At 28.9% G+C, this 25,665-nt stretch carries 20 protein-coding genes; 1 reads left to right on the forward strand and 19 read right to left on the reverse strand.

What is annotated here, in order from left to right; all coding sequences use genetic code 11:
• The 18 genes from BQ7474_RS07790 to BQ7474_RS07880 all read right to left on the reverse strand — a co-directional run bounded on the left by BQ7474_RS07790 (position 1) and on the right by BQ7474_RS07880 (position 24,580).
• On the reverse strand, positions 1-597 hold the full coding sequence (locus BQ7474_RS07790; RefSeq protein ID WP_073998348.1) for an MptD family putative ECF transporter S component: 597 nt from the start codon (positions 595-597) through the stop codon (positions 1-3).
• A 141-nt stretch (positions 598-738) separates the two neighbouring features.
• Positions 739-1,377, reverse strand: coding sequence for a TetR/AcrR family transcriptional regulator (locus BQ7474_RS07795; protein ID WP_073998349.1), 639 nt, complete (start codon positions 1,375-1,377; stop codon positions 739-741).
• A 107-nt stretch (positions 1,378-1,484) separates the two neighbouring features.
• Entirely contained in the window at positions 1,485-2,195 is a 711-nt protein-coding gene (locus BQ7474_RS07800; protein ID WP_073998350.1) for a class I SAM-dependent methyltransferase, read from the reverse strand.
• A gap of 16 nt (positions 2,196-2,211) precedes the next feature.
• Entirely contained in the window at positions 2,212-3,294 is a 1,083-nt protein-coding gene (locus BQ7474_RS07805) for a Gfo/Idh/MocA family oxidoreductase (RefSeq protein ID WP_073998827.1), read from the reverse strand.
• Positions 3,295-3,307: 13 nt separating this feature from the next.
• On the reverse strand, positions 3,308-4,282 hold the full coding sequence (locus tag BQ7474_RS07810) for a Rossmann-fold NAD(P)-binding domain-containing protein (RefSeq protein WP_073998351.1): 975 nt from the start codon (positions 4,280-4,282) through the stop codon (positions 3,308-3,310).
• Positions 4,275-9,182 (reverse strand): AMP-binding protein, encoded by a 4,908-nt coding sequence (locus BQ7474_RS07815; protein ID WP_073998352.1) that lies wholly within the window; start codon positions 9,180-9,182, stop codon positions 4,275-4,277. Before BQ7474_RS07815 ends, BQ7474_RS07810 begins: the two co-directional genes overlap by 8 nt.
• Positions 9,182-9,427, reverse strand: a complete 246-nt coding sequence (locus BQ7474_RS07820) for an acyl carrier protein (protein ID WP_159429558.1) — start codon at positions 9,425-9,427, stop codon at positions 9,182-9,184. Before BQ7474_RS07820 ends, BQ7474_RS07815 begins: the two co-directional genes overlap by 1 nt.
• Positions 9,428-9,455: 28 nt before the next feature.
• Positions 9,456-10,472 carry an alpha/beta hydrolase gene (locus BQ7474_RS07825; protein WP_073998354.1) on the reverse strand — a complete coding sequence of 339 codons (1,017 nt, stop codon included), beginning with the start codon at positions 10,470-10,472 and terminating at the stop codon, positions 9,456-9,458.
• Positions 10,473-10,489: 17 nt separating this feature from the next.
• On the reverse strand, positions 10,490-11,908 hold the full coding sequence (locus BQ7474_RS07830) for a condensation domain-containing protein (RefSeq protein ID WP_073998355.1): 1,419 nt from the start codon (positions 11,906-11,908) through the stop codon (positions 10,490-10,492).
• Between the two features lie 10 nt (positions 11,909-11,918).
• A complete protein-coding gene (locus BQ7474_RS07835; RefSeq protein WP_073998356.1) occupies positions 11,919-18,053 on the reverse strand; it encodes a non-ribosomal peptide synthetase in 6,135 nt (2,044 codons plus the stop codon).
• Between the two features lie 10 nt (positions 18,054-18,063).
• Positions 18,064-19,650 (reverse strand): (2,3-dihydroxybenzoyl)adenylate synthase, encoded by a 1,587-nt coding sequence (locus tag BQ7474_RS07840; protein ID WP_073998357.1) that lies wholly within the window; start codon positions 19,648-19,650, stop codon positions 18,064-18,066.
• Positions 19,650-20,342: a 4'-phosphopantetheinyl transferase family protein gene (locus BQ7474_RS07845; protein WP_002841784.1), complete on the reverse strand. Its 693-nt coding sequence runs from the start codon at positions 20,340-20,342 to the stop codon at positions 19,650-19,652. The genes BQ7474_RS07840 and BQ7474_RS07845 overlap by 1 nt, the downstream gene beginning before the upstream one ends.
• Positions 20,332-21,084 (reverse strand): thioesterase II family protein, encoded by a 753-nt coding sequence (locus BQ7474_RS07850; RefSeq protein ID WP_073998358.1) that lies wholly within the window; start codon positions 21,082-21,084, stop codon positions 20,332-20,334. The genes BQ7474_RS07845 and BQ7474_RS07850 overlap by 11 nt, the downstream gene beginning before the upstream one ends.
• Positions 21,085-21,240: 156 nt before the next feature.
• Entirely contained in the window at positions 21,241-21,612 is a 372-nt protein-coding gene (locus BQ7474_RS07855) for a metal-dependent transcriptional regulator (RefSeq protein WP_073998359.1), read from the reverse strand.
• A gap of 355 nt (positions 21,613-21,967) precedes the next feature.
• Entirely contained in the window at positions 21,968-23,185 is a 1,218-nt protein-coding gene (locus tag BQ7474_RS07860; protein WP_001291561.1) for a tyrosine-type recombinase/integrase, read from the reverse strand.
• An 81-nt stretch (positions 23,186-23,266) separates the two neighbouring features.
• The gene (locus BQ7474_RS07865; RefSeq protein WP_000814511.1) at positions 23,267-23,470 is read right to left on the reverse strand and encodes an excisionase; all 204 of its coding nucleotides are present in this window, start codon (positions 23,468-23,470) and stop codon (positions 23,267-23,269) included.
• A gap of 460 nt (positions 23,471-23,930) precedes the next feature.
• The gene (locus BQ7474_RS07875) at positions 23,931-24,161 is read right to left on the reverse strand and encodes a helix-turn-helix domain-containing protein (protein ID WP_000857133.1); all 231 of its coding nucleotides are present in this window, start codon (positions 24,159-24,161) and stop codon (positions 23,931-23,933) included.
• Positions 24,158-24,580, reverse strand: coding sequence for a sigma-70 family RNA polymerase sigma factor (locus tag BQ7474_RS07880; RefSeq protein WP_000804885.1), 423 nt, complete (start codon positions 24,578-24,580; stop codon positions 24,158-24,160). Before BQ7474_RS07880 ends, BQ7474_RS07875 begins: the two co-directional genes overlap by 4 nt.
• 504 nt (positions 24,581-25,084) lie before the next feature.
• On the opposite strand from BQ7474_RS07880, the gene BQ7474_RS07885 reads away from it, so the two are divergent.
• Positions 25,085-25,438 (forward strand): helix-turn-helix transcriptional regulator, encoded by a 354-nt coding sequence (locus BQ7474_RS07885; RefSeq protein ID WP_001227347.1) that lies wholly within the window; start codon positions 25,085-25,087, stop codon positions 25,436-25,438.
• Between the two features lie 59 nt (positions 25,439-25,497).
• Here BQ7474_RS07885 and BQ7474_RS07890 read toward each other — a convergent pair whose 3' ends face one another.
• Positions 25,498-25,665, reverse strand: coding sequence for a cysteine-rich KTR domain-containing protein (locus BQ7474_RS07890; RefSeq protein WP_000336323.1), 168 nt, complete (start codon positions 25,663-25,665; stop codon positions 25,498-25,500).

Consider the following 25,665-nt stretch of genomic DNA (forward strand, 5'->3'; position numbering starts at 1 on the left):
CTACAAAACACTTTTTTTCTTCCTATTGCTAAAAAATTTATTATAAATGTATGTCCCGAAATAAGCACCTATGACTGATGCTACAAGTGAAATCAACAGACAAATCAATATGTTTCTAGGAGTGTAAAAATTATAAAGGAATGTTGCATAATCTTTTGTAAACATTTTTGGAAATTGCTTTGCAAGTCCTTCTACACCAAATACAAACATAAAATACATAGCATGTAAGGAATATATGAACATACCTGCTCCAAACGCAGTTCCAACCCTCATATTTTTATTCACATAATTTTCCTTTTTACCAATTACAAGCTCTGCTAAAATTCCTGCAATAGCACAAACAACAATTACTGGCCACATTCCCATGAGAACATAGAAAACACCCATCAATAGAAAATATAAAAATGCTGTACCTCTTTGTTGAACCTGTTTACACATAATAACAAAAACCGGTGCTACAATAATTGTTGGCAAGGCTGACGATAAATATAAACTTGGGAGCATTCCAAAGGATCCCGTCAAAAATCCTAATCCCATTGTCAAAATAAATCCAATAACTGAAAAAACAGCTATTTTTACAACACTTTTTAAATTCATAAGTTAATCCTCCTTAAAATTTTATTTATGTCTAATACATAGATATTAATTTTTAACTCCATACTCTCCACGACCAATATAACTAAGTTATATTTAAGTTAAAAATCAATTATAACTAAGTTATATTTAGCTAAAAATTATTTATAATCCTCGAATTTTTCTCCATCCTTCATTAAAGAACTGTGAAATCAATCTTGCATTTAATTTTACTTCTTCTTTATTTTGCGAATGAACTGCTACTTCTGATAAAGCATAAAAGTATGCATGATTCAGCAAGTGTATTCCTCTATTAGTTATTACATCATTGACATTATTTTCGCCATAAATCATACTTAGAATTTTAAAATGATTTTTGTCTTCTCTCTCAATGATACTATCTAAAAAGTTATTATGTTTTGTTCCATAAGAACCGAATATTAAAAGTTCAAACACATCTTTATGTTCAAAGAAATACAGTACCATTTCAATAGCATCTTGTGCTTTTGATTCCAAAACATTCTGAATAGCTTCTCTACTTATTGGGCTTTCTTTCTTATAAACATCAAAACTCTTGTCTTCATACATTGTATAATATATGTTTATTTGGTCTATTAGAGGTTCAACCAATTTACAGAAAAGATCTTCTTTATCTTCAAAATGTCCATAAAAAGCACCTGTTGTCACGCCCGCAGCTTTACATATTGCTCTTAGATTAGCTTTTTCAAATCCTTTTTCTTTGAAAATTTTTTTACCACAATCTAATATCTTTGAGTGAGTTACCTCATAATCTCCATTAGCCACTATTCACTACATTCTCCTTTCAAATATAACTTAGTTATATTATAACACGCCTTGCTTTTAATTTCAATGCTAATACATGTAAGTACTATACTTTTAATATAAATAATTTAATTCCTATATGCTATAATGTAATTATTTGATATCTGAACCCCTTTAATTCCAAATTTATGTAATTCATTAATAATACATTCATTATCTATATTTTCCCATTCCAATGTATATACTATCTGTCTTTGTAAAACTTTATCTCTATTAAGATTAATCAGAAACTTCCATTGAAACTTGTTTTTTTTAATGTGTTTTTTTTCTTTCATTATCAATTCATATTCATAATCTCCTACTCTCACATTCTCCAATACAGTTCCGTTCTTTATATAAAAATACTCTTTACTTAAATTACTTATAAGTATAGGGGCATCCTTTTCCAATTTTTCACCTAAATTTTTCCATAGAAATTCTCTTTCATACATATTAAAATGTCCTACTACCCCCATCAAAAAAACAGCGGATATATCTTTAGTAAATTCAATTTCAAATATATTAGTATCAATTACCGTTATATTATTTTTTTTAGCAATAACATTTTGTAATTTGGACATTAATGCAATTCTCATTTCTGGAGATTTTTCTATAGCATAAATCTTTTCACAATCAAACATTTCAGATATATATATTGATAAATTGCCCGTTCCTGCACCAATGTCAAATACTATACCTTTTTTCCTAACCAAAGGCATAATCTCATCAATAATTTTTTTATCTTGTTCCCACGAATTTCTACTTGTAATATCGTAAAACTCAACTTCTGACCCATACAAATTATATAATCCCCCTTTATTTTTGATATTTTTTCATTAAATTTTCGTGTATTTTTTTTGTATCTCCAACTTTATGATACTCCACTTGATTTGTGTATCCAATCTTCTTACATATGTCTGACCATAATCTTGATACGAAAATTTGTGATTGAACATTTGATAATTTACTATTTCTGTCCTGATTATTTAATTCAACTATTGCTCTTTTGACAGCATTAATCCATATCTCTTCGAATGTATTAAGAATACTTGGAGCAACACTACTTCCTATTACAGTTGCTGTAGGGATCTTTAAAGCTTCATTGTTACTATCAAAACTTAATAAATTATTTGAATCTCTTGGTAATTCTATAAAAGGCAACCATACAATAGGTCCATTAGTATTTATCAAACATAATCTTCCATTACTAAAAGTAGCCTCTATTCTATGGTATAAATGCATTGGATGATCTGCATCATATTTATCTACATTTCTATTAATTTTAAATGTAACCGGGGTGTTTCCTATTTCTGACACTAAAACAGTATCACATATTTTATCTTTAACATCTAAATTACGTAAGTCACTCACATCACCTAATACCCAAGATGATATTGAATTTAAACAGCAACTCAACATATCAATACCATCATACAAAACATTAATTGAACACTCTAATGACATATTAACAATATTACTTTGCTTTTTTAATTCAACAAGTATTTCTAAAAAATCCAGAAAGGGTTGCGTGTATCTATAGAATGGATTAATCATAAATCCATTATCTTTCGCCACTTTCAGGCATTCCAATATTTCTTTTTCATGAACTGGATGTTCTAATAAAACCGGAATACCCCTTTTTAACAAACTTTTAGCAACTTCAAAACCACGACCACCAGCACCAGAATTTGGAATTATAACACAAGCTAAATCCGCTATAATTCTATCATCATTAACATCTTTAAAATACGGTACTCCTAATTTATCCGCCAACACTTTAGTACGCTTACTACCACTACCTAAAATTCCAGATATATAGAAATCATCCATTTTATTTATTGCATTAAGATATATCTTACCAAATCCAGAACCACAGACTAAAACACTCGTTTTTCTCATCATAAAACCTCTTCTATATTTTATTGATTTGTTTTGAAACAATAGGTAATTTATTTAACAAGTCAAAAATTCCTTTATTATAAAACAAATCACAATATCTATTTATACCGACAACTTGTAAATTTCTTTCTAAAATTTCTTCTATTACAGTATATATTATATACGCTGTTATATAATCAGGATTTGGAGTAGAAAAAATAGCTGCTTTACTAAAGTAGTCTAATATACAATTTATATAAATTGAAACATTTACAGAATATCCTTTATTAACATATTCTAAATCTCTAAAATTAATATCTTTATAACTATTCTCTCCCAAAGCCGTATATGAGTATATATCCTTTATCTTATATTTTCTTCCGATGTATTCGACTTCGTTAATTATATATGGAAATATTTTACAAATATTTAATTCAGATGGTGTATAATTTGGATATAATTGGTCTGAATACTGTAATTTACCTCCTTTTACATTCTTCATGAAATATCCATCAAAATTTTCATTTTTTGCTTTTATGAAATCTTTTTTTGAACTATTAGAGAAATTGTATTCTCCACCATGAATTATTTCAATTTTATCAGGAATATCACTCATTTTTTCAATAAAATTCATTAAAATCACTCCAAGTAATCCTGGAATAAATCCTGTGTTTAATATCACTTTGGCATCAGAGTTATCTTTAAAATGAAGTAACTTACATCCACTTGGATCAATATAATATATATTTTTCCTTAATGCAGCATAATACATAAATTCACTTAATTCTGATGATGGTCCTGCCGTTCCTACCAGTATTGAAATATCTCTACAAAACAAATCTAATTTTTCTTCATCTCTAATATCAAAAAAATAACCTTTTTCATTTTTAACATTTGAGTTCTCATTATATCCACATTTTACAATGTATCCTTTTTCTTGTAGTATCTGAATTAAAATGCTTCCAATTCTACCACTTGAACCTAAAATCCCTATTACTTTATCATTCATCTATCTCCTCCAATATTAAATTCAACAATTGTTCTGTATTGTCATAACATTTATAATCGCAGTCAATAAAGTTAGGGTTTCTATCTATAAATTCTATACTTTTTTTATGACAGATTACCATTCTCCCTAAATATGACTCATATATATTATCTAAATTGGGAGATATAGCTACAATCTTTTTAAAAGCCTTTCTATCTATAATTTTTTGACTCGCAAAGTTTAATATTTTATTGAATTCATTATCGAAAACCACTATAATTTTCTCTTTGCAATCATCTAATTCAACTAGATGCTTGAATGTTTTTACTTTTTTAAAATCAAATTTTGTTAATTTCAATTTTTCTACTATCTCAAAATATGACTCACAATTTATATCTCCAAAAATAACAACTTCACTTGTTTTAAAGTTTTCATTATTATAATTTTCTTCAGTATCATTCTGATTAAATTTTTTTCCGTTTTTTGCAGCTTTAATATAAAGGATAATTTTATCAATTGTTCCATCCGACAAGGATACACTTAATAATTCATCAAATTTAATATCATATTCTTCAGCATATAATTCCATTATCTTTCCAGCGGCTTGAGATAACATTAATGAATCAAATCCTAATTTTCTTAAATCATCACCCAAGTTCAAACTCTCTATAGCTCCAACATCTTTATATATTTTTACTATTGTCCTAGAAAAACTATCACTTATATTGTTTGTTTTTATTTCTTTATCTAATATATAATTGTATATATCTTGTAAATTACATTCAGATAAAGATATTTTTAATAATTCATTAAACTTAATGTCATAAGTATCTCCATATAAATTAATTATCTCACCTGCTGCCTGAGACAATAACAACGAATCAAATCCAATCTCCCTTAAATTATCCTTCTCTGTTAAACTATCTACTTCCCCTATATCCATATATATTTTTAATATTGATTTAAACATACGGTTTTCTTTATCGTTAGACTTATTCTCATTTTCAAAACCATGTTTAAAGGATGAATTTTGTGTTTCCATATAGATATCTACTAATCTTTTTCTATCAATTTTTCCATTTTCTGTTAAAGGTAACGTATCTACACATATAAATTCACTTGGAATCATATACTGAGGCAACTTATCCCCTAAAAACTCTTTATAAGTCTGTTTTTTATTATCATTTTTTCTCATCACAAATATTTTTTGTCCAAAATTTGAATAAAAATTATTTGAATTTCTATCTGGAATAGATAGTATTAAATCTAAATTACAAGATTTGATACTTTCTTCCCATTCCTCTTCAGAGAAAAAAATGTTACCACTTTTTGCTCTGCTGTCGGTATGCTTTGGCATCATAAATGCCTGTGAAATGTCTATTTCTATATGTTCACCTACTGGATCTGCAATTATAATAATGCCACTATCTGACAGCATCTCTTTTAAAATAGTAAGTGAGTTGTCGATGTTAATAACATTATTCAATACTCCAACTGCAACTATAACATCAAACTTATTGCTGTTTATCTTCTCATCTACATTATTTAAATCAAAAATTTCAGTATTTATATATGGATATTTTTGTTTTATATTATTCAAAAAAAATGTCGAAACATCTGTAAATAGATATTCATAGTGTGTATATTTATTTTTTGCAAATTTACTAAGTATGAAGTCAGTTGTGGCTCCTATACCCCCACCTACCTCTAATATATTTGCGTAGCTAGTATCTTTCAAATGCAAATATATTACATCTGATATTATGTTGTTAATATATTTAGAAATAATAGTTTGTTTATAAAGATCTTCCGCAATATCTGTGTTTCCGCCTGGGAATAAATTCACTAGCGGATTCATTTTTCCTGACAACAACTCACAGAAATTATCTGCATGTTTTTTTATATAGTTAGTAACCGATTTCGGAGCAACGATGTTATAGTCTTTACATAACTGATTCCATAAATCATTACTCACAATCTTATTACTATCTACAAAAGTATCTTCTATTTTTTTTATATAATTATGTTGCTCTAAATATAGCAGCATTTTATCTAATATTGGCTGATTTTCTTTAGTTACACTGGTTTTGTTTACTATTGACCAATATTTTTCTAATTTAACTGAAAAAATTTCATGCTTCTTCAAATTATCATATACTGATTTTAATATTGCATCAGTTAAGCATCTATTAAAATCTTCCATATTAATATTTTTATTGTTATAAATAATTTTATATAAATCCAAATGCTTTTTTATTGAATTCTTTTCTATAATAAAAGCTATAATTTTATTATCTATCTTTAACACAGAGCAATTTTCCACTGTATTAGACTTTAAAAGTTCACTTTCTATTTCAGATATCTCTATCCTATATCCGTTTATTTTTATTTGATTATCCATGCGACCTAGAAATTCAATTTCGCCAGTTTTTTGATATCTCCCTAAATCACCAGTTAAATAATAACGCCAGTTTCGATCACTATCATAAATAAATTTTTCCTTTGTTATAGCTTCATCATTCAAATAACCTTCTGCTAGAGAGTATCCTGCGATTGCTATTTGACCAACAGAATATATCTCACACTCATTTAAATGTTTATCAATAACAACAACAGATTGTCCATCTAAAGGTTTCCCATATAGTATTGAAGGTAATTCTCTAACCTTAGGATTTATTTCATGATATATAGACCATATCCCTCCCTCGGTTGCTCCTCCTAAACTGAATATCTTACTATTAGGAAAAATTTTAATTAAATTTTCAGGTAATTTTGCTTTAATAACATCTCCAGATAAAAGACTAAATCTTAGGGAAGGAAAAACAACTCTTTCTCTACAAAAATATTCCAATAACTCTACCTGTGCGGGCACTGAATTCCACAACGTAATCTCATATCTTTTTATTAATTCATTCCAATGAGATGGATCATTTTTCCTATCAGAATCTGGGATAACAATCATACCACCTGCCCCTAACAATGAAAAAATATTAAAAACAGATAAATCAAACGAAGCTTCTGAAATAGCCAATATCCTATCCTTAGAGGTAAGTTTGATTAAATTATTTACAGCAGCAAGTGTATTTAATACAGCATTATGTGTCATTATAACACCTTTAGGAGTTCCTGTCGTTCCAGAAGTAAAAATCACGTACGCAATATCTGAAATATATTTTTTTTCAATAATGTCAAATGAATCACATTTTTTTAATGCTTCATTAATTCTGTCTTCATCCAATACAAAATTCACTTTAGCTTTATTCAATATTTTTAGTTGTCTTTCATATGGCTGGCTAATATCAATTGGTAAGTAGGAAAAACCGCTCATTAATATTCCTAGAATACCAACTATTTGATTATAATTTTTATCTATTTTAATCCCTATATATGGAACTTCAGCACTTGAACAATTATTAATAATATAATTTGATACCTTCAGAGCATCATAATAAAGTTTTTGATATGTATACTCTTTACCTCTGTATACTATAGCTATTCTGTCTGGATGTTTTATTGATTGTTCAATAAATCTATCTTGTATACGTCCCTTGATAGAAACATCTTTGTGGTTATTATAAAATTTTTCAAACGAAACTATATTTTTTCCTAAATTATTTTCCCATGAAAATGAATTTCCAGCAACTTCTGTAAGAAATCTTTCAAAACGCAAAAACATAGTATCAATTAGATCGTCATCAAAAATCCCTTCCCTTACATCCCAATTGATAGATAATGCTCTATCGGGATTCAATCCACTAACATCTTCGACTATTTGACAATCTACCCATACTTGAGGAGTCTTTGTTATTCCATACTTAATATTCAGACTTCTACTATCGTTCTGCAAAACACCTGTAAACACAAAGGGGGATATAAAATCTCTATTATTAGTTAATTTTTTTATATCACTAATAACATCGATACCAGAATAGTTCCTATGATCTAAATCATCTATTAACTGTTCAAAAATAGACCTAGAATACTCCAAAAAGCTTTTTGTTTGTTCAAAATCTACTTCAAGTATATTTACATCTGTAAATTCTCCTACAATATTTTTACTATCTAGTACCGGTATTCTATTTTGTATCGGTATGTTTAATAAAAATTTTTTGTTCTCACTCCATAAACTAATAATATAAGAATATGCGGAAAGAATAACAGATGAAAACGTTAAACCATATTTAACAGACTTTCTTTTTAATGATTCTAAGCAGGAACTATTTAAATAAAAAGTATAACGTTTAAACTCATTTCCTACACTCGTTTTTGGAGATAATCTTCCACTCCTCGGTAGTCTAGGATATGATGGGAAATTATTTATTCTATCATTCCAATATTTTTTATCTTCTAATATTCTATTATCATTATACTCACTAACTAAATCTAAATAATCAAAGAAATCTCCTTGTTTTTTATCCAATAATGCACCAGATAATAAAGCTTTTAGCTCTTTAAATAAAATTTGTACACTCCCAAAATCTACAAATAATAAATTTATAGATAAATGCAATATATTAAATTTTTTTGTTTTTACTACAATTCCTTTGAAAGATTTATTAAAAACTTTATAATCTGTATTTTTGAGTTCTTCACGTATAATAGATAGTCTATTCTTAATATCATGGTCTGTAGAATTAGAAAGATCAATCACCTCTATGTTATCAACATAATCGCAACCATTTATTATACATCTACCATTAAAAATGCTTGCTCGTAACATCTCATGCCTACTAACTAAAATTTTCCATGAATTTAGTAGTTTGTCAGTATCACAGTCTTCTAAAAATATTTCTAAATACCCTTGGCAATCTACACCTCCCCATTTTATATCATTTTGAGAGCCTATATAATAAGAATGCTGCATCGGTGTAAGATTATGCGCCTTAATATTTTTACTATTGTCATCTATAACCTTTTTCATTAGATTTCACCTTCAAAAATAACATCGTCATTTAATTCTATCTCGTCTAAACATTTTTCTACAAAGTCTATTGGTGTAACAAATAAAAACACGGATTTTAGTTTTATATTTATAGCATATCTTTGATTTAATATCGAGATAAACTTTGTTGCATTAAGACTGTCTAAACCTCTTTCTAATAAGTTATCGTCTTTATTGATATCTTCATTTAAAATTTCGCACCAAATATCACAAACTATTTTCAATTTTATATCTTTCTTACTTTTCATAAAATTAGCCTATATCCTTTCTCATTTGCAACATAACCCACTTCGATATACTTTCAATAGCTTCAGTGTCAATTTCTCCGCCGATATCTTGAAGTGGAGACTCTACTTTTTGTAAAGAATGACCCAATCCTGGGAATAGCTTTATATCTACATTTTTATTTATTTTCTTTGCGAGCTCGACGCTCTCCACAGGATTAATCCATCCATCATTAATTCCATGTAATATAAGTACTGGTTTGCCAAACTTGCTAAAAATCTCTAAATCTCCATTCCATGAATCTAGAAAAAAATTTTCCACATAATTTGAAATGTTTAACGAATTATCTCCTATTAGTTTTGCAACGTTCTTCCAATCTTTATTTATGTTTATTACGCCATCTGAATTTGTATCAATTCTATCGTTAAACTTTAATATCCCATTACTCGCTTTCCTTAGTAGCATTGTACTAATTGCAAACGAAACAGAGGAAGAGTTTAATTCGTATCTCTCAAAATCAAAAACATTTACTAAGCCATCATTATCACTATCTATTTTTTCTAACTCCATAGTAACTAACTCTTCTAATATATACTGGAAGTAAGAATTCCAGCCTTTAGCAACACCTGATTGCAATATTAATCCATCTATCCCATCTACCTCTTTAATAATATTAGCTATTACTCTAACTCCTTCACTCCAACCATAAATATAAATCTTACCTACATCATTCCTATTTTTTAAATACTTCGTAATGCAAATAGCATCCTGTATTATTTTGTCAATTTGATAACCATAATTTTTGTTAAACCTAAATGTACTTACACCATTTCTTAAAAGTTCATCCGATATTATTTTAAAATTTTTAGAAACAATCCTGTTGGAATAATAAACTGTTCCATCTTTGTCGCTTTCTCCAGAGCCATGAATGAATAAGACTATATTTTTTTCACTATTTTTATCCTTAATATCATATTCGAATTGACCTGTTATATTTTTTTCAGCTCCCTTTATAACAATTTTTTCGGTACAAATATTTTTCATCACATTATCTCCTTCGTCTATAAAATATTAAATTTCATATTGTTTAAAAATTTTATATAGTTATTGAAAAGCGTTTCAATATACTCTTTTTCAAATAACTCTTCTACATAATCCCAAGAAATAACCATAGAATTTCTTATTAATCTAATATGATGATCTATTATTACTTGAGGTGTTTTACTAATAGCATAGTTTTCTGTAACAAATCCCTCCATAATAGTATCTTCTTCTATTACACTAGTCAAAACAAAAGGAGATACTATTTGTCCTAGCTTGTTTTGTTTTATATACTTAAATGACTCCATTCCATCATATTCAATAAATTCTAGTATTTCTAAAATAGAATTTCTAATATTTTTTAAATCATGGCAAAAATTTCCACTTTTTGTATAATTTAAAACTGCTATATTAGAAAATTCACCAATTATATCATTTTCATTTTCAATAATATTTTTTCTTCCATTCATAGTTAATATTATTGAAGATCTTTCTTCACCACTAGCTTCAGCTAAAAAACTAGCGTAACAGGTCGCAATATACATAGTCGGTGTGTATCCCAATAGTCTAAGTTTACTAAATATTTCTTTAGTTTCCTTTACAGTAAATTCATAGCAAACCCTTTTAAAGGTTACTTTTCTTATTTCTGAAAAATCTCTTTTATATTTCAATTCTGGGATACTATATTTTTTCATTTCATCCGAAAGATACTTATGATATTCTTCCATTTCCAAATTATCTAAATATAGACTTTCTTTTCTTTTATAAATACTGTAGTTAGTGCTTGCAATTTTTTTGTGTATATCTAAAAAATATCTATAAAATATTTCCTTGATTAGATTGTTGGCACTCCAAGCATCTAATACTATACAGTTGAATATAAAATACAATATATCGTCGCTATTTGAATCTTTATGTACATAAAAATCAAAAAGTGGCCAATCATAATACGAATATTTCTTATCAAAAATTAGATTCCTAATTTCATTATAATCGAGATTATTATCAAGTTTTTTTATTTTATATTTGTCGAATGTATCAAAAATTACGTACTTGTTAATATCAACAAAAAAACATCTTAACCCTTCATTTTCATAAATCAATTCATTTATTATTTTTTCAAGCCTTGATATGTCTATGTTGTTTATCTTGTACTCAATATAATAAGCACAGTTAGTCCCACCCAATTCACAATCTGTATCCATCCCCAAAATATATGACTTTTGAATAGGACTTAATTCTATTCCAGTATTAATATTTTTTAATACTTTTATAAACTGGTTTTTATTTTTTCCTATATATTCTCTAAAATCAGAAATAAATTTATTGCTTGTTCCATCCATAGCTTTATATTTTATTTTTTTATCATCTAGATATAATCTAATATTATTTTCTCTTAAATAAATTATATATTTTAAAACGCATACATCTGAGATCAATGCCAACCTCCTATTTTCTTATAGAAAAAATAAATTTAGCAAGTTCACTAGGAGTAGGTTTCTCAAAAATAGTTTTGATGCTAAGTTGAATATCAAATTTTTCATTTAATAGCTTAACTAATCTAACAACTTTAAGAGAATCTCCTCCTTCAATAAAAAAGTTACTATTACTCCTAATGCATTTTGTTGATAAAATTTTTTCAAATGATTTTATTACCTTATATTCTATGTCATAGCATTTGTTTTTTTGTACAATATTAACATTTTCATATAGAGTCTTCTTTATATTTTTATTAGAAGATATTGCTTCTATCTCAGCTTCATCTGAATCCAAAGTATCGATATAAATATTATCCCAATTATCGTTTTGAATCATTAAATCAATAATATTTTTATATTCATCAAACATTTTTGCAATAGTATTTTCTTCAAATAATTCTTTTATATAATCCCAAGATAAATATAATCCTCCTTTTAAAACAAACACTTGATGATCTAACCAAACTTGAGATGATTGAGAAATACTATAACTTAGGTTATCAATCCACTTTTCTTCTCTACTGTCATCAATGCCAATTCCACTAGTGAATACAATTGGCATTACTGATTCGATATAATTATTGATTTTTTTTCTTATTTTTCTTTCAAATTCAATTGAACTATATAACGAATGAGAGATATCATCTAGTAACTGATTCTGAACATCAGTGATTTTAGAATATAAACTTTCTCCACACTTTTCTTTAATTTCCAATAAGTTTAAAGTTGTAAAGTCACCTATCACCCCATCTATATCATTATGAAGTTGCTCTCTATTGAACCTCGTAATATTTAATGCAAAATGTTTGTTACTTGACCATTTCTTAAGTGTTTCACTATATGCAGTAATAAGTGCAGAACTGGTAGTGAATCCATATTTTTTACAAATCTCCTTAAAAATATTCCATTTATTTTCAGATAAATAAAAATATTTTCTTACAAATCTTACTTTTTTAACGTTTCCTTCATAATTTATTAATGGTAGTTTAGGATATTCTGGAAAGCTTTCAATTCTATCTTCCCAATAATTCTTATCTTCTATATATTTTTTTGTATGTCTCAGCTTTCCTAAGGCTAAAACATAATCTCTATAGCTTATATCAATATCCGGAATCAACTTTCCATCATACAACATTTGCCATTGTTTTAGCACATGAAACATACTCCAGCCATCAAATATTATGTTTTCAAACCTAACATGTAGTTTGACAATGCCTTTTTTTAGCTTAGTCACCCTAACATCAAATAAAGGCCATTTATCGTAATGTATTGTTTTATTATAAATTTCGTTTCTGATTGTATTGATTTTATCCAAAATTCTATCTTCTTCAGTATAACTTAAATCAAAAACTTGAATTTTATAATATGGAACGTTAGGCAGTATTTGTTGCTGTCCTTCATTCAATATTATAGCCCTCATCATATCATGTTTTATTATTAATTCATTAAAAGACTTTTCTAATTTTCCGATATCTATATTTTTCAACTCTACTTCAAAATAACAATTAGTAGATATACCGGTTAAATTATGTCCCCCATTCATTCCTATCCAATAGGCAAATTGTATGTCAGTCAGAGGAAAAGGCTTATGCCTATTATCTATATCCATTAAAATCTGATTCTTCATTTCTTCACTATTGATATGATGTTTTTTCCTATTTCCTACTACAATAGATAGTTTTTCTATCGTCGGATTCTCAAAAATATCTTTTACTGAAATCTTAACATTATACAAACTGCTAATCTTTCCAACTATCTCAGTCGCCGTTAGAGAATCTCCACCAATAGAAAAATAATTATTGTCTACACCTATATTTTCGTTATTAAAAATATCCTTCCATATTTTTAGTATAGTAAGCTCCAATTCATTTTTAGGTTTTACATTATAATTAATTTCTAATTTTTCTTTTTTATTTTTATTCTTTAACTTATTTTTCAATTTCTTCCTATCAACTTTTCCATTTTTATTTAATGGAATGTCATCTACTTTATAGAAATTTGCAGGAATCATATAGCTTGGTATTTCATGTGATAAATAACTTCTTAATTTTTCAAAGGTAGACTTGTTTTCTTTTAAGTTAGCTATTATAAAAGTTATAAAATTAGAGCATTCTGTCCTTTTTTCACTGTTTATATAGAGGACTTCACAATCATTATTGTCAAAATCATCTGGTCTTACTTCGTTAAATGGCTGCTCATTTATTATATCTGCTGTAATAATAGGCAGTAGGTTATTATTTTTTAATTCATTACCAATAATAAGTCCATTAACTTTCAACACTTTTAGTACTCCTTCTATAAGAGTCTTTTTGGCATTACTTCTGTGAATCGAGTTTAAAACTATAGCAATATCAAAATTATCTTCATCTAAAGAAGTTTCTAAGTTATCATTTATACAAACATATTTAAATTTATTATCATTCTCCAAATCAGATAGATTATTTCTAAAGTAGATAGAACTATCAGCATAAATATACTCACTAATAAACTCTTTAAGCTCTTTAAAAATAGTAGTAGTAAGTTCACTATTTCTAGTTCCATATTCTAAGATTTTTATATTTTTTTTATTATTTAATCTTGCATAAGCCTTTATTGAATTTATAATGCTATTAATTGATTCTTCATAGCCTAAAAGTTCTTCTGTAAATTTTGACATATAGGATTTATTTGAATCTGAATAAAAGGCTTCTATAGGATCTTTTTCTCCCGACAAAATCTTTATAAGCTCCAATTCTAAATCCTTTAAATAATTGCCTATTTCATTATTGCAACTTTCTTCATTTATGAAAATCTCATCTTCTCTTAATGAATATTTTTCATTCTTAAATTCTAAATATTTTAAAGATAAAAGTTTATTTATCCAATTTTCAATTATAAATCTATTTCTTTTTGAATCCTTAATTTTATTATAAATATCAACAATTGAGTAGCTATTATTTACTAAATCAAGTTCAAAGCTTTTAAAGACATTTATAATAGTTTTGGCGACCAGCCTATTTATTTTTTCATTTTGTGTCCTTATATCCTCATAAGAGATTTCTTCCACTTCCTCAATAAAAGAAGCGTCTATTTTTTCTAAACATTTATTAGTATTAAAGTTATCAGAATCCTTGTCAATTTTTACAAAGGCTACTAGATTTTTGCTGTTTACTTTTTCTATAAAATCAACTACTACTTTTTTAACACCATCAAATTTACTTATAGCATCTTCGATTTCCCCAAGTTCAATTCTATGACCTTTAATTTTTACTTGAGTGTCTTTTCTTCCAAGAAATTCAATAGTACCATCATTCCAAAATCTTCCATTATCTCCAGTTCTATACCACCTAATCCCATCTTCTTCAAAATACTTATTATTAGTTAGGTCTTCATCTCCATGATAACATTTAGCGACACCTACCCCACCAATTAAAAGTTCTCCCTTAACATAATTAGGGCATATTCTACCTAATTCATCTACTACTCTATAGACTTGGTTTTTAAGTGGTCTTCCATATGGAATTGACATCCAATCTTTTGGTATTTCTCTTGGTGCATTTAAATAATTTGACCAAATTGAAGCTTCCGTTGCACCACCCATAGCAACAACTATAGAATTTTCTTTTTCGCTTATCTTATAAAATCTTCCTGGTAAGTCTTTTGCTATCCAATCTCCCGATAACATAACAATTCTAAGTGGTAAGTTTTTCTTTTCACCCTCTGCCATAGTTACGAGCATGTCAAAAAGTATAGGTACAGAGTCCCACACACTTACCTTATATTTTTCAATAATTCTAATCCATTCATCAGAATTACGATAATTATCTTCATTAGTTGTTATTAGTGTTCCACCTACACCAAGTACTCCAAAAATATCATATACTGATAAGTCAAAGTCTATTGCTGACACCATAAGTAACGTATCATTTGAATTAATAGAATATTTTTCATTTAAATCATTAATAGTATTAATGGCACTTGTGTGCATGATCTCAACACCCTTTGGCACTCCTGTAGTACCTGATGTCATTATTATATAGGCTGAGTCAAAAGGTCTTACTTCTATAGGCTTATCAAGACCTAAGAATTTATCTATAGTCTTGTCTAAATCAATTAAAGAAACTTCTCTCGTATCTAGTTTGCAATCTTCTATTGTTTTATTATCACTGATTACAAACTTTATACCTATTTGTTCGTATATTTTACTTCGCCTTTCACTAGGTTGATTTATTCCAATAGCAACATATGCTGCTCCAGCAAAGAGTATTCCAAATATAGCATAAATTTGCTTGCTTGATCTCGGGAGAGTAATGCCCACATATTCTCCCTTTTTTATTCCATTTTCCTTTAAATATCCTGCTATATTTAAGGATTTTTCATATAAGTCCATATAGGATATTTCTTCTTTAGTTTCTGAATCTATAATTGCAATTTTTTCTGGATTTTCTTTTACATTTTTTATAAATCCGTCATATAATCTTTCATCAGGAAAGTTTAATGGAAGAATTGATTGAAGCTCTTTTTCTCTTGCTAGTTTTTGATTTTCTGATAGCACATCAAATTTGCTTTCCCAATTTTCTTTTTCTGTTAGTCTTAAAAGTTGTTTTTCTAAAGAATTTAACATATCATCTAACATTTTTTCAGGGAAAAGTTCATCTACACTATCCCAGCATAATACTAAATCTCCATCTTTTATATAAGATTGGAAATCTAACCATACTCCTGGAGTTTGTGATACCATATATGTAATTTTGCCCAAAGCTTCCCTTGAAATTTCAGTTTCTAGTGGATAGTCTATGTTGCACGCAAAAACTACAGGTGCTACATTAAGGCTTGTCCCCTGTGATTTTGATATATCCCTTTGAACTTGTACTCCACTATAAGATGAATGACTAACATTGTCTATAAAGGTTTTGCTTATTCTATTCAAAGTTTCTAGGAAAGAAGTATCATTTTTTCTTTCATGCTCTACTAATAAGATATTTGTAAAGTCTGCCACCATATCTTTCATGTTTTCGTTTGAAAGATCTCTATTAAATAATGGTAAGTTTATAAAAAACTTATCTTGGTTAGTCCATCTTTCTAGAATTAAATCATATGCAGTTAATAAAACCATTGATGGCGTAGATTTATAGCTTGCTGCAAGCTCTTTTATTTTGCTCCACTTATCTTTTTCAATAACTCGTTTTCTTCTAGTAAATCTTGTTTCTTTGATTTGTTCAGGATCTTTTCTTAATGGTAAATTAGGTCTTTCTATTTCAAATGAGTCTATTTTTTCTTTCCAAAACTCTTGGTCTTTTTTATAAATTTCAGAGTCTACTTCAAGATTATTTATATAGTCTTTAAAAGTATAACTGTTTAGATTGTCTAATTCTTTTCCTAAATACAATTCTCCTAATTCTTTTAAAAGAATACTCATACTCATGACATCGGCAACAAGTAAATCTAAATCAAAGAAAATTTTATTTCTATTCTGTGACAGATTTGCAAGTTTTAATCCTGCGACTTCTCCCATTTCTACTCTGAGTTTTCTATGCGATAAATTTTCTCGTATTTCATCTAATCTAATTTTTCTTTCTTTTTCATCTAAATTAGATAAGTCAAAAACTTCAATTTCTTCACTAAAAGGTTTATCTAATATTTCTTGCTTTCCATCTTCTGTGAATCTTGCCCTGAGCATTGGATGTCTATATTGAAGTTTATTCCATGCATCATTCAATCTTTTACAATCTATTTCTTCTCCGTCTATTTCAATATAGGCATGACAACCCACTCTACCTAGAGTTTGATCATCACTTCTGCCTATAAAATAAGAATATTGAACATCTGTAAGATTGAATGAATCTTTACCATCATTTGATTTCTTATTATCTTTTGAAGGTTTCTTAATAATTTTTGAATTATCTACTAGGTCAAACCATGAATTAAGTGTAGGCTTCTCAATGAGCTTTGCGAAGGAAATTCTAATTCCTTCTTTTTTAAGAACTCCTGAAAGTTGCATTACTTGCATGGAACTTAAGCCTTTTTCTATTAAATTATCATTTTCCCCTATTTTTGATTTTTGTAAGGTATCTTTTAACCATTTTACAATTATTAATTTAATTTGTTTCCCTACGTTTGGTTCCATATTCTGCTCCTCAATCTATTAATTTTAATTTTTTTCTATCAATTTTTCCTAATGCTGTCAACGGCCATGAATCAATATATTTTATATCATCTGGTAATTTAAATTCAGCTACATTATTATTAACTAAAAATTTCCTAACGTCCTCTAAAGAAAGTTCTTCCTTTTCATTTTTTAATATGAATATCCCTATCTTCTCACCTAAAAGTGGATCTGGTATCCCCACAACTTGAACATCTTCTATATTTTCATTTGATAGTAAAATATCTTCAATTTCAGATGGAGTTATCTTTTCTCCAGCCCTATTTATTGTTTCTGAAATTCTTCCAACTACCTGATAATTCCCATCTTTTAGTTTCCTTACCTTATCTCCAGTTTTGAAATATAAATCTTTGTCTATACATCTTTTATTTACTTCTGGGAGCTTATAATAGCCATAAATTGTATAAGAGCCTCTAACTATAAGTTCTCCGTAATCTTCATCTTTGACTTCTTCTCCATCTTCATCAACTATTAACAATTCATCAAACTCACTTATAGGTTTACCTTGAGTTGTAAATATAGTTTTACTATCATCATCTAAAGAAGTTGTCATAATCAGACCTTCAGCTATTCCGAAAATTTGTTGTAATTTGCACCCAAATTCTCTTTCTATTTTTTCTGCAAGCTTTTCTTCTAAAACCGAACCTCCAACTTGAAGAACCTTTAATGAAGATATATCATAATCATCTACCTTTATAAAATCTATACATATATTTGCCATAGCAGGAACTAATCCCGTTATCGTAACCTCCTCTTCCTCAATTAAAGGCAAGATTTCATCTGGGCTTGTTACTGGGCATAAAACAACTTTGCCGCCTATAAAAAATGTTCCTAATATCCCTGGGCAACATAAAGGAAAGTTGTGAGCAATAGGAAGAGAGGCTAGATAAATACTGTCTTGATCCATTTTACATCTCTTTGCAGTTTCTTTTGCTACATAGATATAATCGCAGTGTCTCCTTGGTATCAATTTTGGTATCCCAGTGGTACCACCCGATAAAAGTAATAATCCTATTTCTTTATAGTCAACATCTATATGTTGATATATATAATCTTTATCATTGAGATTGTAAAAATTTTTATATCCTTGATTATCCCCAAGAATATAAACTTTAAAATCTATGTTTAATTCTTCTCTTACTTCTCTAATCATATCCACATATGAAAATCCAAGATATTTACCCTTAGATATATATGCTTTTGCTCCTGATTTTTCTAATATTCCCTTTATTTCATTTTTCCTGTGAGCTGGAAGGGATAATACAGGAATCAAACCAATCTTAAACATGGCAAAAAGGATAATAACAAATTCATGGCAATTAGGAAGTTGAAGAACGATTCTATCTCCCTTTTTAAATCCAGCTTTCAATAAACCATTGGCATATTGGCAAGCTTTTCTATTTAATTCTTGATATGAAAGTTCAACATCTCCATCTACTAAGGCAATTTTATCCCCATATTTTTTAGCACAATCTTCAATAAATTCTCCTAAGGTCATATGCGGCCATACTTGTTCATCATAAATTTTTTCTAATTTTTCTTTTAATTCAATGTTCATTAATTTTCCTCCAAGCATATTGCCCCGAAATATTTGTCATCATAGTTTAATGACTTTAATCTACTTATTGTATTCCTTTTACTATCATTAATTTCTATAAATTCATTTCCAAAAGAAATTATTTCAATCTCTTTTAAATTCCTTACAAGACCAATACCATCACATTTAAGATAAGCTTCTTTTGCAGTCCAATATCTATAGAAACTGATTATGTTATTATCTATATTTATAATTTCATCTTTAGTAAAACAATTTTCTAATATATCCTTAAACTCAAATTGATAATTTATTTTTTCAACATCTATTCCTACTTCTATTTTAGAAAAAGCTAACAAGACCAAGTCTTCTGTATGGGATATGTTAAACTTTAATCCTAGAGTGTTTTCTACATAAGGCTTATTGTTTTTATCCCTCTTGACTCTTAAATCATTAATTCCTTTTTCGAGTAAACCTTTTAAGGTCAAATTAAGTATTGCCCTTGATGCTAGATAATTAATTTTTGCTATTTCTGATTTATAATCTTCTGATTTTATTATCTCCTCTTTAGTTAAATAAGGAAGTAATTTTTCTTCTAATAATTTATCTGTATAAGCCTTAATTAGTATTAAATTATTACTAGCTAATTTATCTTTTAAATCTTCTAAAGTAAGAAAATCATTAATTTTTCTTATTTCATATTCTTCAATTTTCATTTACTTTTATAAACTCTTTTATCTCTTTAATGACACTTTCAGGAGATGTATTGACAAACATATGCTTGCCATCGATATATCTATAAGTGAATTCTTTTGTGGTATAATCTTGCCATTTTATAAGTTCATCTAAAGTCATTTCTTGATCTTTATCTCCCATAAGACCTAGTATAGGTGATTCTAATTTCTCAAATTTTGTGTCTTGATAGTCTTCATCTATTGCAAAATCTGCCCTAAGTGTTGGCAAGAAAATAGAAATTAAATCCTTATTGTCTAAAATTTCTTTTGGTGTTCCTTCATATCTTCTTAAGCCTTCTATAAATCCGTCATCATCAAGATGATAAATTGGATGAGGTTCTTTATATAATGGTGCTCGTCCTCCTGATATTATTATTCCTCTTGGATTTATGTAATCCGAATTTTTAATTCTTAATGCAAGTTCATAAACTATTTTTGTTCCCATACTGTGTCCAAATAAATAATAAGGTTTTCTAAAATTAAAATTTTCTTTCATATCTTCAAATAAATTATCCACTAAGATGTTAATGTCACTTATAGCCTTTTCAGAAAACCTGTTTTCTCTTCCTGGATACTGGGCAACAAGTAATTTTATATCTTCAAACTCATCTTTCCATTTTCTAAAGGCAGACACTCCACCACCTGCAAACGGAAATATAACAAGACTAGCTTTAATATTGTTTTCGTCTAATTCTTTATTTAGCATTTCAAAATTTTTTGACATAAATTCACCTTTTAATATATTTTTTGTTAGCAATAGCTAACTTTTATTCATTATATACCATTTGATAACATTTATCAATGAGTTTTTGAACGTTTTTGTAAAATAATTAAAAAAAATAGCATAAAAAACTTATTTAAAAGTTATCTATGCTATTAATTATAAGGTTTCATTAAAATGTTTTTTTAATTTTTTAAACGTTTCATCTGATATAACGTGTTCTATAAGACAAGCTTCACTTTCTGCTTGTTTAGGATTAACTCCAAGTTTAATGAATACGCTAGTAAGATACATATGTTTTTTATACATCTTTTCACAAAATTTTTTTGATTCGTCTGTTAAACGAATTATTTTATCATCTCCATAAGTTATCCTGCCTTTATTGTCAAGTTTTTTTAGCATTCTTGTAACCGTCGGTCTTTTGTAATCCAAATAGTTAGCAATGTCTATATTTCTAACCTCTTCATTTTCCAAAGATAAAATATATATGGCTTCTAAATAATTTTCTTCAGCAAATTCCCTGTGTAAAATAAATTACTCCCCCTCTTAAATTGTTAGTAACTAATAATTTAATTAAATATCTTTAAATATGATAATTTAAAATATTTTTTAATATCATACATATTATTATAGTTGTAAAAGTATCTATTTCAAAGTAATTTTTTTAGTTTTTTAAAATTTAAGTTATCATAAAATAGTGTATTTTTAAATTAAACAAAGTATAAATTTCTAATTATCTTTTTATATTTTCTTAAATGCTCGTAAAGCCTTATTCTATGTGCTTTCGAGTATTTTTACTGTAGGAAGATACTTCACGTTTCTTTGCATATTTCCTCATGTCTTAGCTGTCAGAAGTGGTAAATAAGTAGTAAATTCATTTGTACTACTAAGCAACAAGACGCTCCTGTTGCTTCTCTTTATTCAAGCGTTTCATTTCTGCCATTGCAGAATCGAATGTTGCATGTGCGTAATAGTTCAGCGTCATGGCTATATTAGCATGTCCCATAATGTACTGTAATGCCTTTGGATTCATTCCTGCATTTGCATAGTTGGTACAGAATGTATGTCGCAAACTATGTGGAGTGATGTGTGGCAATTTATCCTCGTTATACTTATTGTATTTCTTAACAAGACCTTTCATCATGCCGTTGTAATCACTTGCCACTTTTGGATAGTTCTTTCTATTAAGAAAGAGGAAATCACTATATCCATCAATCTCAACACGCTTATCATTCTTTCGATTCGCTAACACTCGCTTAAATGCTTGATAGGCTTCTTCAACCATAGGAACTTGACGTTCGCCACTTTTGGTCTTTGGTGTTTCAATGTAGTACCCAATTTCAGTATCTCTCAATAGCTGATGGTCTATATTGACAAGACGATTCTCAAAATCTAAATCTGGAAGTGTCAAACCACCAAACTCTGAAATACGAAGACCTGTTTTTAAGAGTATCAGAATTTCATCATAATTTTTGCTGTAGGTTTTATCAGCTTTTGCAAAGGCTAACAGTTTTTCTTCCTGTTCTTCTGTTAGTACGGTCTTAGGGACAGTATCATCATCAAGAACTGCTTTCAGTTGAAAGTCAAATGGATTCTTCCGAACACAATCATCTTGTATAGCAATATAGAATGAAGCCTTTAAAGAACGTTTGTAGTTATTGATGGTTTGATAAGCATAACCATTTTCACTCATTCTAATAGCCCATTCTTTAGCGTCTGATGGCTTAATACTGTCAATACTTCTTACACCTAACTTGTCTTTCTTCAAAATATCCATAAGATATTTGCGTCCAGTTTCAGTGTTTTTTCTAACCTTTGGTCTTTGAGCGTTCTGTTTTGCGTAAAGCTGGCAGAGTGTCATTTTCTTTCCTACAACATCAATACCATCATGAATGTCTTTCTGTAACTCTGCGATTTTCTCTCTAAGTGAGATACAATCACGCTTTCCTGCTGGTACTCGGTCTGTAGCCACAAGTTTCCACGAGTAAACAAATTGCGGTTCTCCAAATGAATCTATATATTTGTATAAGTATCTTCCGTCTTTTCGTTGGCTCTCTCCAGTCTTTAAGATTCGACCTTTATTGTCACGTCTTTTTTCTGACATGGCATTTGCTCCTTTCCTTTATGGAAAGAGCCTTGATACGACTTAATACTATTTTATCATATACAAGACCCTTTGGCGACGCTAGATTGCGTCCAATGTATCTATAATTTTTTCAAATTGTTTTCGTTTAATCTGAATACGATTGCCATTCATAATCAGCCAATTTGCATTTTTATTTTCCTCTGCCAAGCGTCGTAGCTTGTTTTCGCCAATACGAAAATATTTTGACGCTTCTTCAATGGTTAGGGTATAACGTTCCCAAATAGGAATGTCAGTCTGCTTCATAAAATCCTCCTTTCCAAATCACTTATTTGGATTTCATAAAAGTTGTTTTACCAGCAATCGAACAGCTTTAGCAAAGCTCACGGGAGTTCCACCCCTGCATGGTTCTCATGTAGCCATACTCATTGCCTGCGACGGTTTTATCACGCTCGGACTATTGACTGTATGGGAGTATCATTATCACGATAAGAATGTCGTTGCAGGCAATCCTGCTAAAGATTGCTTCTCGGATCACTAACATGAATCGCTCGCTATCTTTATAAGATAGGTCATGGCGGTTAGTTCCGTTGGCTCTTTTCTTATCGAAACGTATTCGATTACTTTTATTCAGTTTTCAAAGAACAATGGCTCGTTAGCCTATCAAAACACATTGAAAGCTCAATATGCATTGGTGGAATAACAAACCTCCCTGTTCGGGAAGCGTGGAATGGTTTAGCACGCTTCCACGAAAGGAGAGAGGATATTACTTAATTTCAAATGACAAAATCTTTGTAATCAGTCTGGTTTCCATTCTTCCACGTAAGACTTCATCAACGACCATACTTTGATTGCCATATTCATCTTTCATAAGTCGTAGGGAACGCTTCGTTATGTACCCTCTGTAATGATGTAGAATCTGGTTAATCGCTTCGGTATCGCCATCTGTTGCCTTTACAATGAGAGGAAAGGGAATCATAGGATATTGTGTTTTCATTCTTCAAATTCCTCCATAAACTTTTTAATTAAGGCTAGTCCACTGGTTCTATGCCGATAGACAGTAGAACGGTTCAATTTCAACAGGTCTGCAATTTCTGAATCGCTCATGTCCATAAAGTAAAACAGCAGTAGAATTTCACGTTTCTTGTCTGGCAACTCACGTAATGCTTCACTCAACAAATCATTTTCAACGCCTACTGATAACCCATTGAGTGTAAAAATCTGAAAGTCAGTTGAATAGTTATCTGTTGTCGCAAACTGGCTAACAAGATAATCGCCAACATCCGAAAAGGACACCTCACGCTTTGCAATCCTTGAAAGATAAAGCATATAATTCTTTCGCTCGTCTTCCATAGCACGTTTACAGATATAGTCAAACTGATTTTCTATTGTGGTCTGAAAAGAAGATGGTTTCATGTTTCTCACCCCCTTTCTGTCTAGGAAAGGAAGTGAGCCTTGCTCGTTTATCTCCTTTCACTCTTAGTCCCAATGTGAAAGGGGGATTTGTTGCATTACTGATAAATAAACTTTGTAAAAAAGTTCTGAATAGCCAAAAAAGCATATAAACAGATTTATTTCTCTGTTTACATGCTTCTGTTATTCTATCTATATGATTTATAAAACCACATTGGTGGACGTACTTATCTATTGCAGATAGACGACTTTTTTTGACAAGAACCCAATGTAAGGAAATTTATTGTATATGATGTACTTCATGGCGACGTTGACCTCCAACAAACCGCCATTTGGAAGTAATATACAATATTTTAACAGCGTAAATAGCACTACCATATAACGGTTTTTTTTATTGGCGTTTAGTAGTGCTTTTTATTAAATATAAACCTATAAACCATATAACACGTTTTTCTATACCTGTTTTTAATTCAGTAGGAACAATAAAATGTATAGAGGTGGTCTACTATGCGTAAAAAAGAAGATAAATATGATTTTAGAGCCTTTGGTTTAGCCATTAAAGAAGCTCGATTGAAACGAGGTTTAACTCGTGAACAAGTGGGAGCATTGATTGAAATTGACCCACGGTACTTAACTAATATTGAAAATAAAGGGCAACACCCCAGCATACAAGTTCTTTATGACCTTGTATCGTTACTTCATGTTTCCGTTGATGAATTTTTCTTACCTGCTAATAACTTGGTAAAAAGCACCCGACGATTACAGATAGAGAAATACATGGATAGCTTTACAGACAAAGAACTATCCTTAATGGAATCTTTAGCCAGCGGTATCAACGAAGCAAGAAACATCGAAGACTAATTAAAAGAATCCATACATAACGGAAAGAGCCGATAAAATGAGATTGTATTAATCTCATTTTATCGGCTCTGCGTCTTTGCGTCTGGCTCTGTAATCACAGTTACTTTGAACTGCTTTATTTCAATTAAATTTTCTTGTCTGCATTTCGGACAATAGAGGGGGAATTTTTTTAATTCAGTATCTTCCCTTATCTTTAATCGTGTTTTATTTCCACATACAGGACACAA

The organism is Anaerococcus urinomassiliensis, assembly GCF_900128425.1.
In the GTDB taxonomy this organism is placed as follows: domain Bacteria; phylum Bacillota; class Clostridia; order Tissierellales; family Peptoniphilaceae; genus Anaerococcus; species Anaerococcus urinomassiliensis.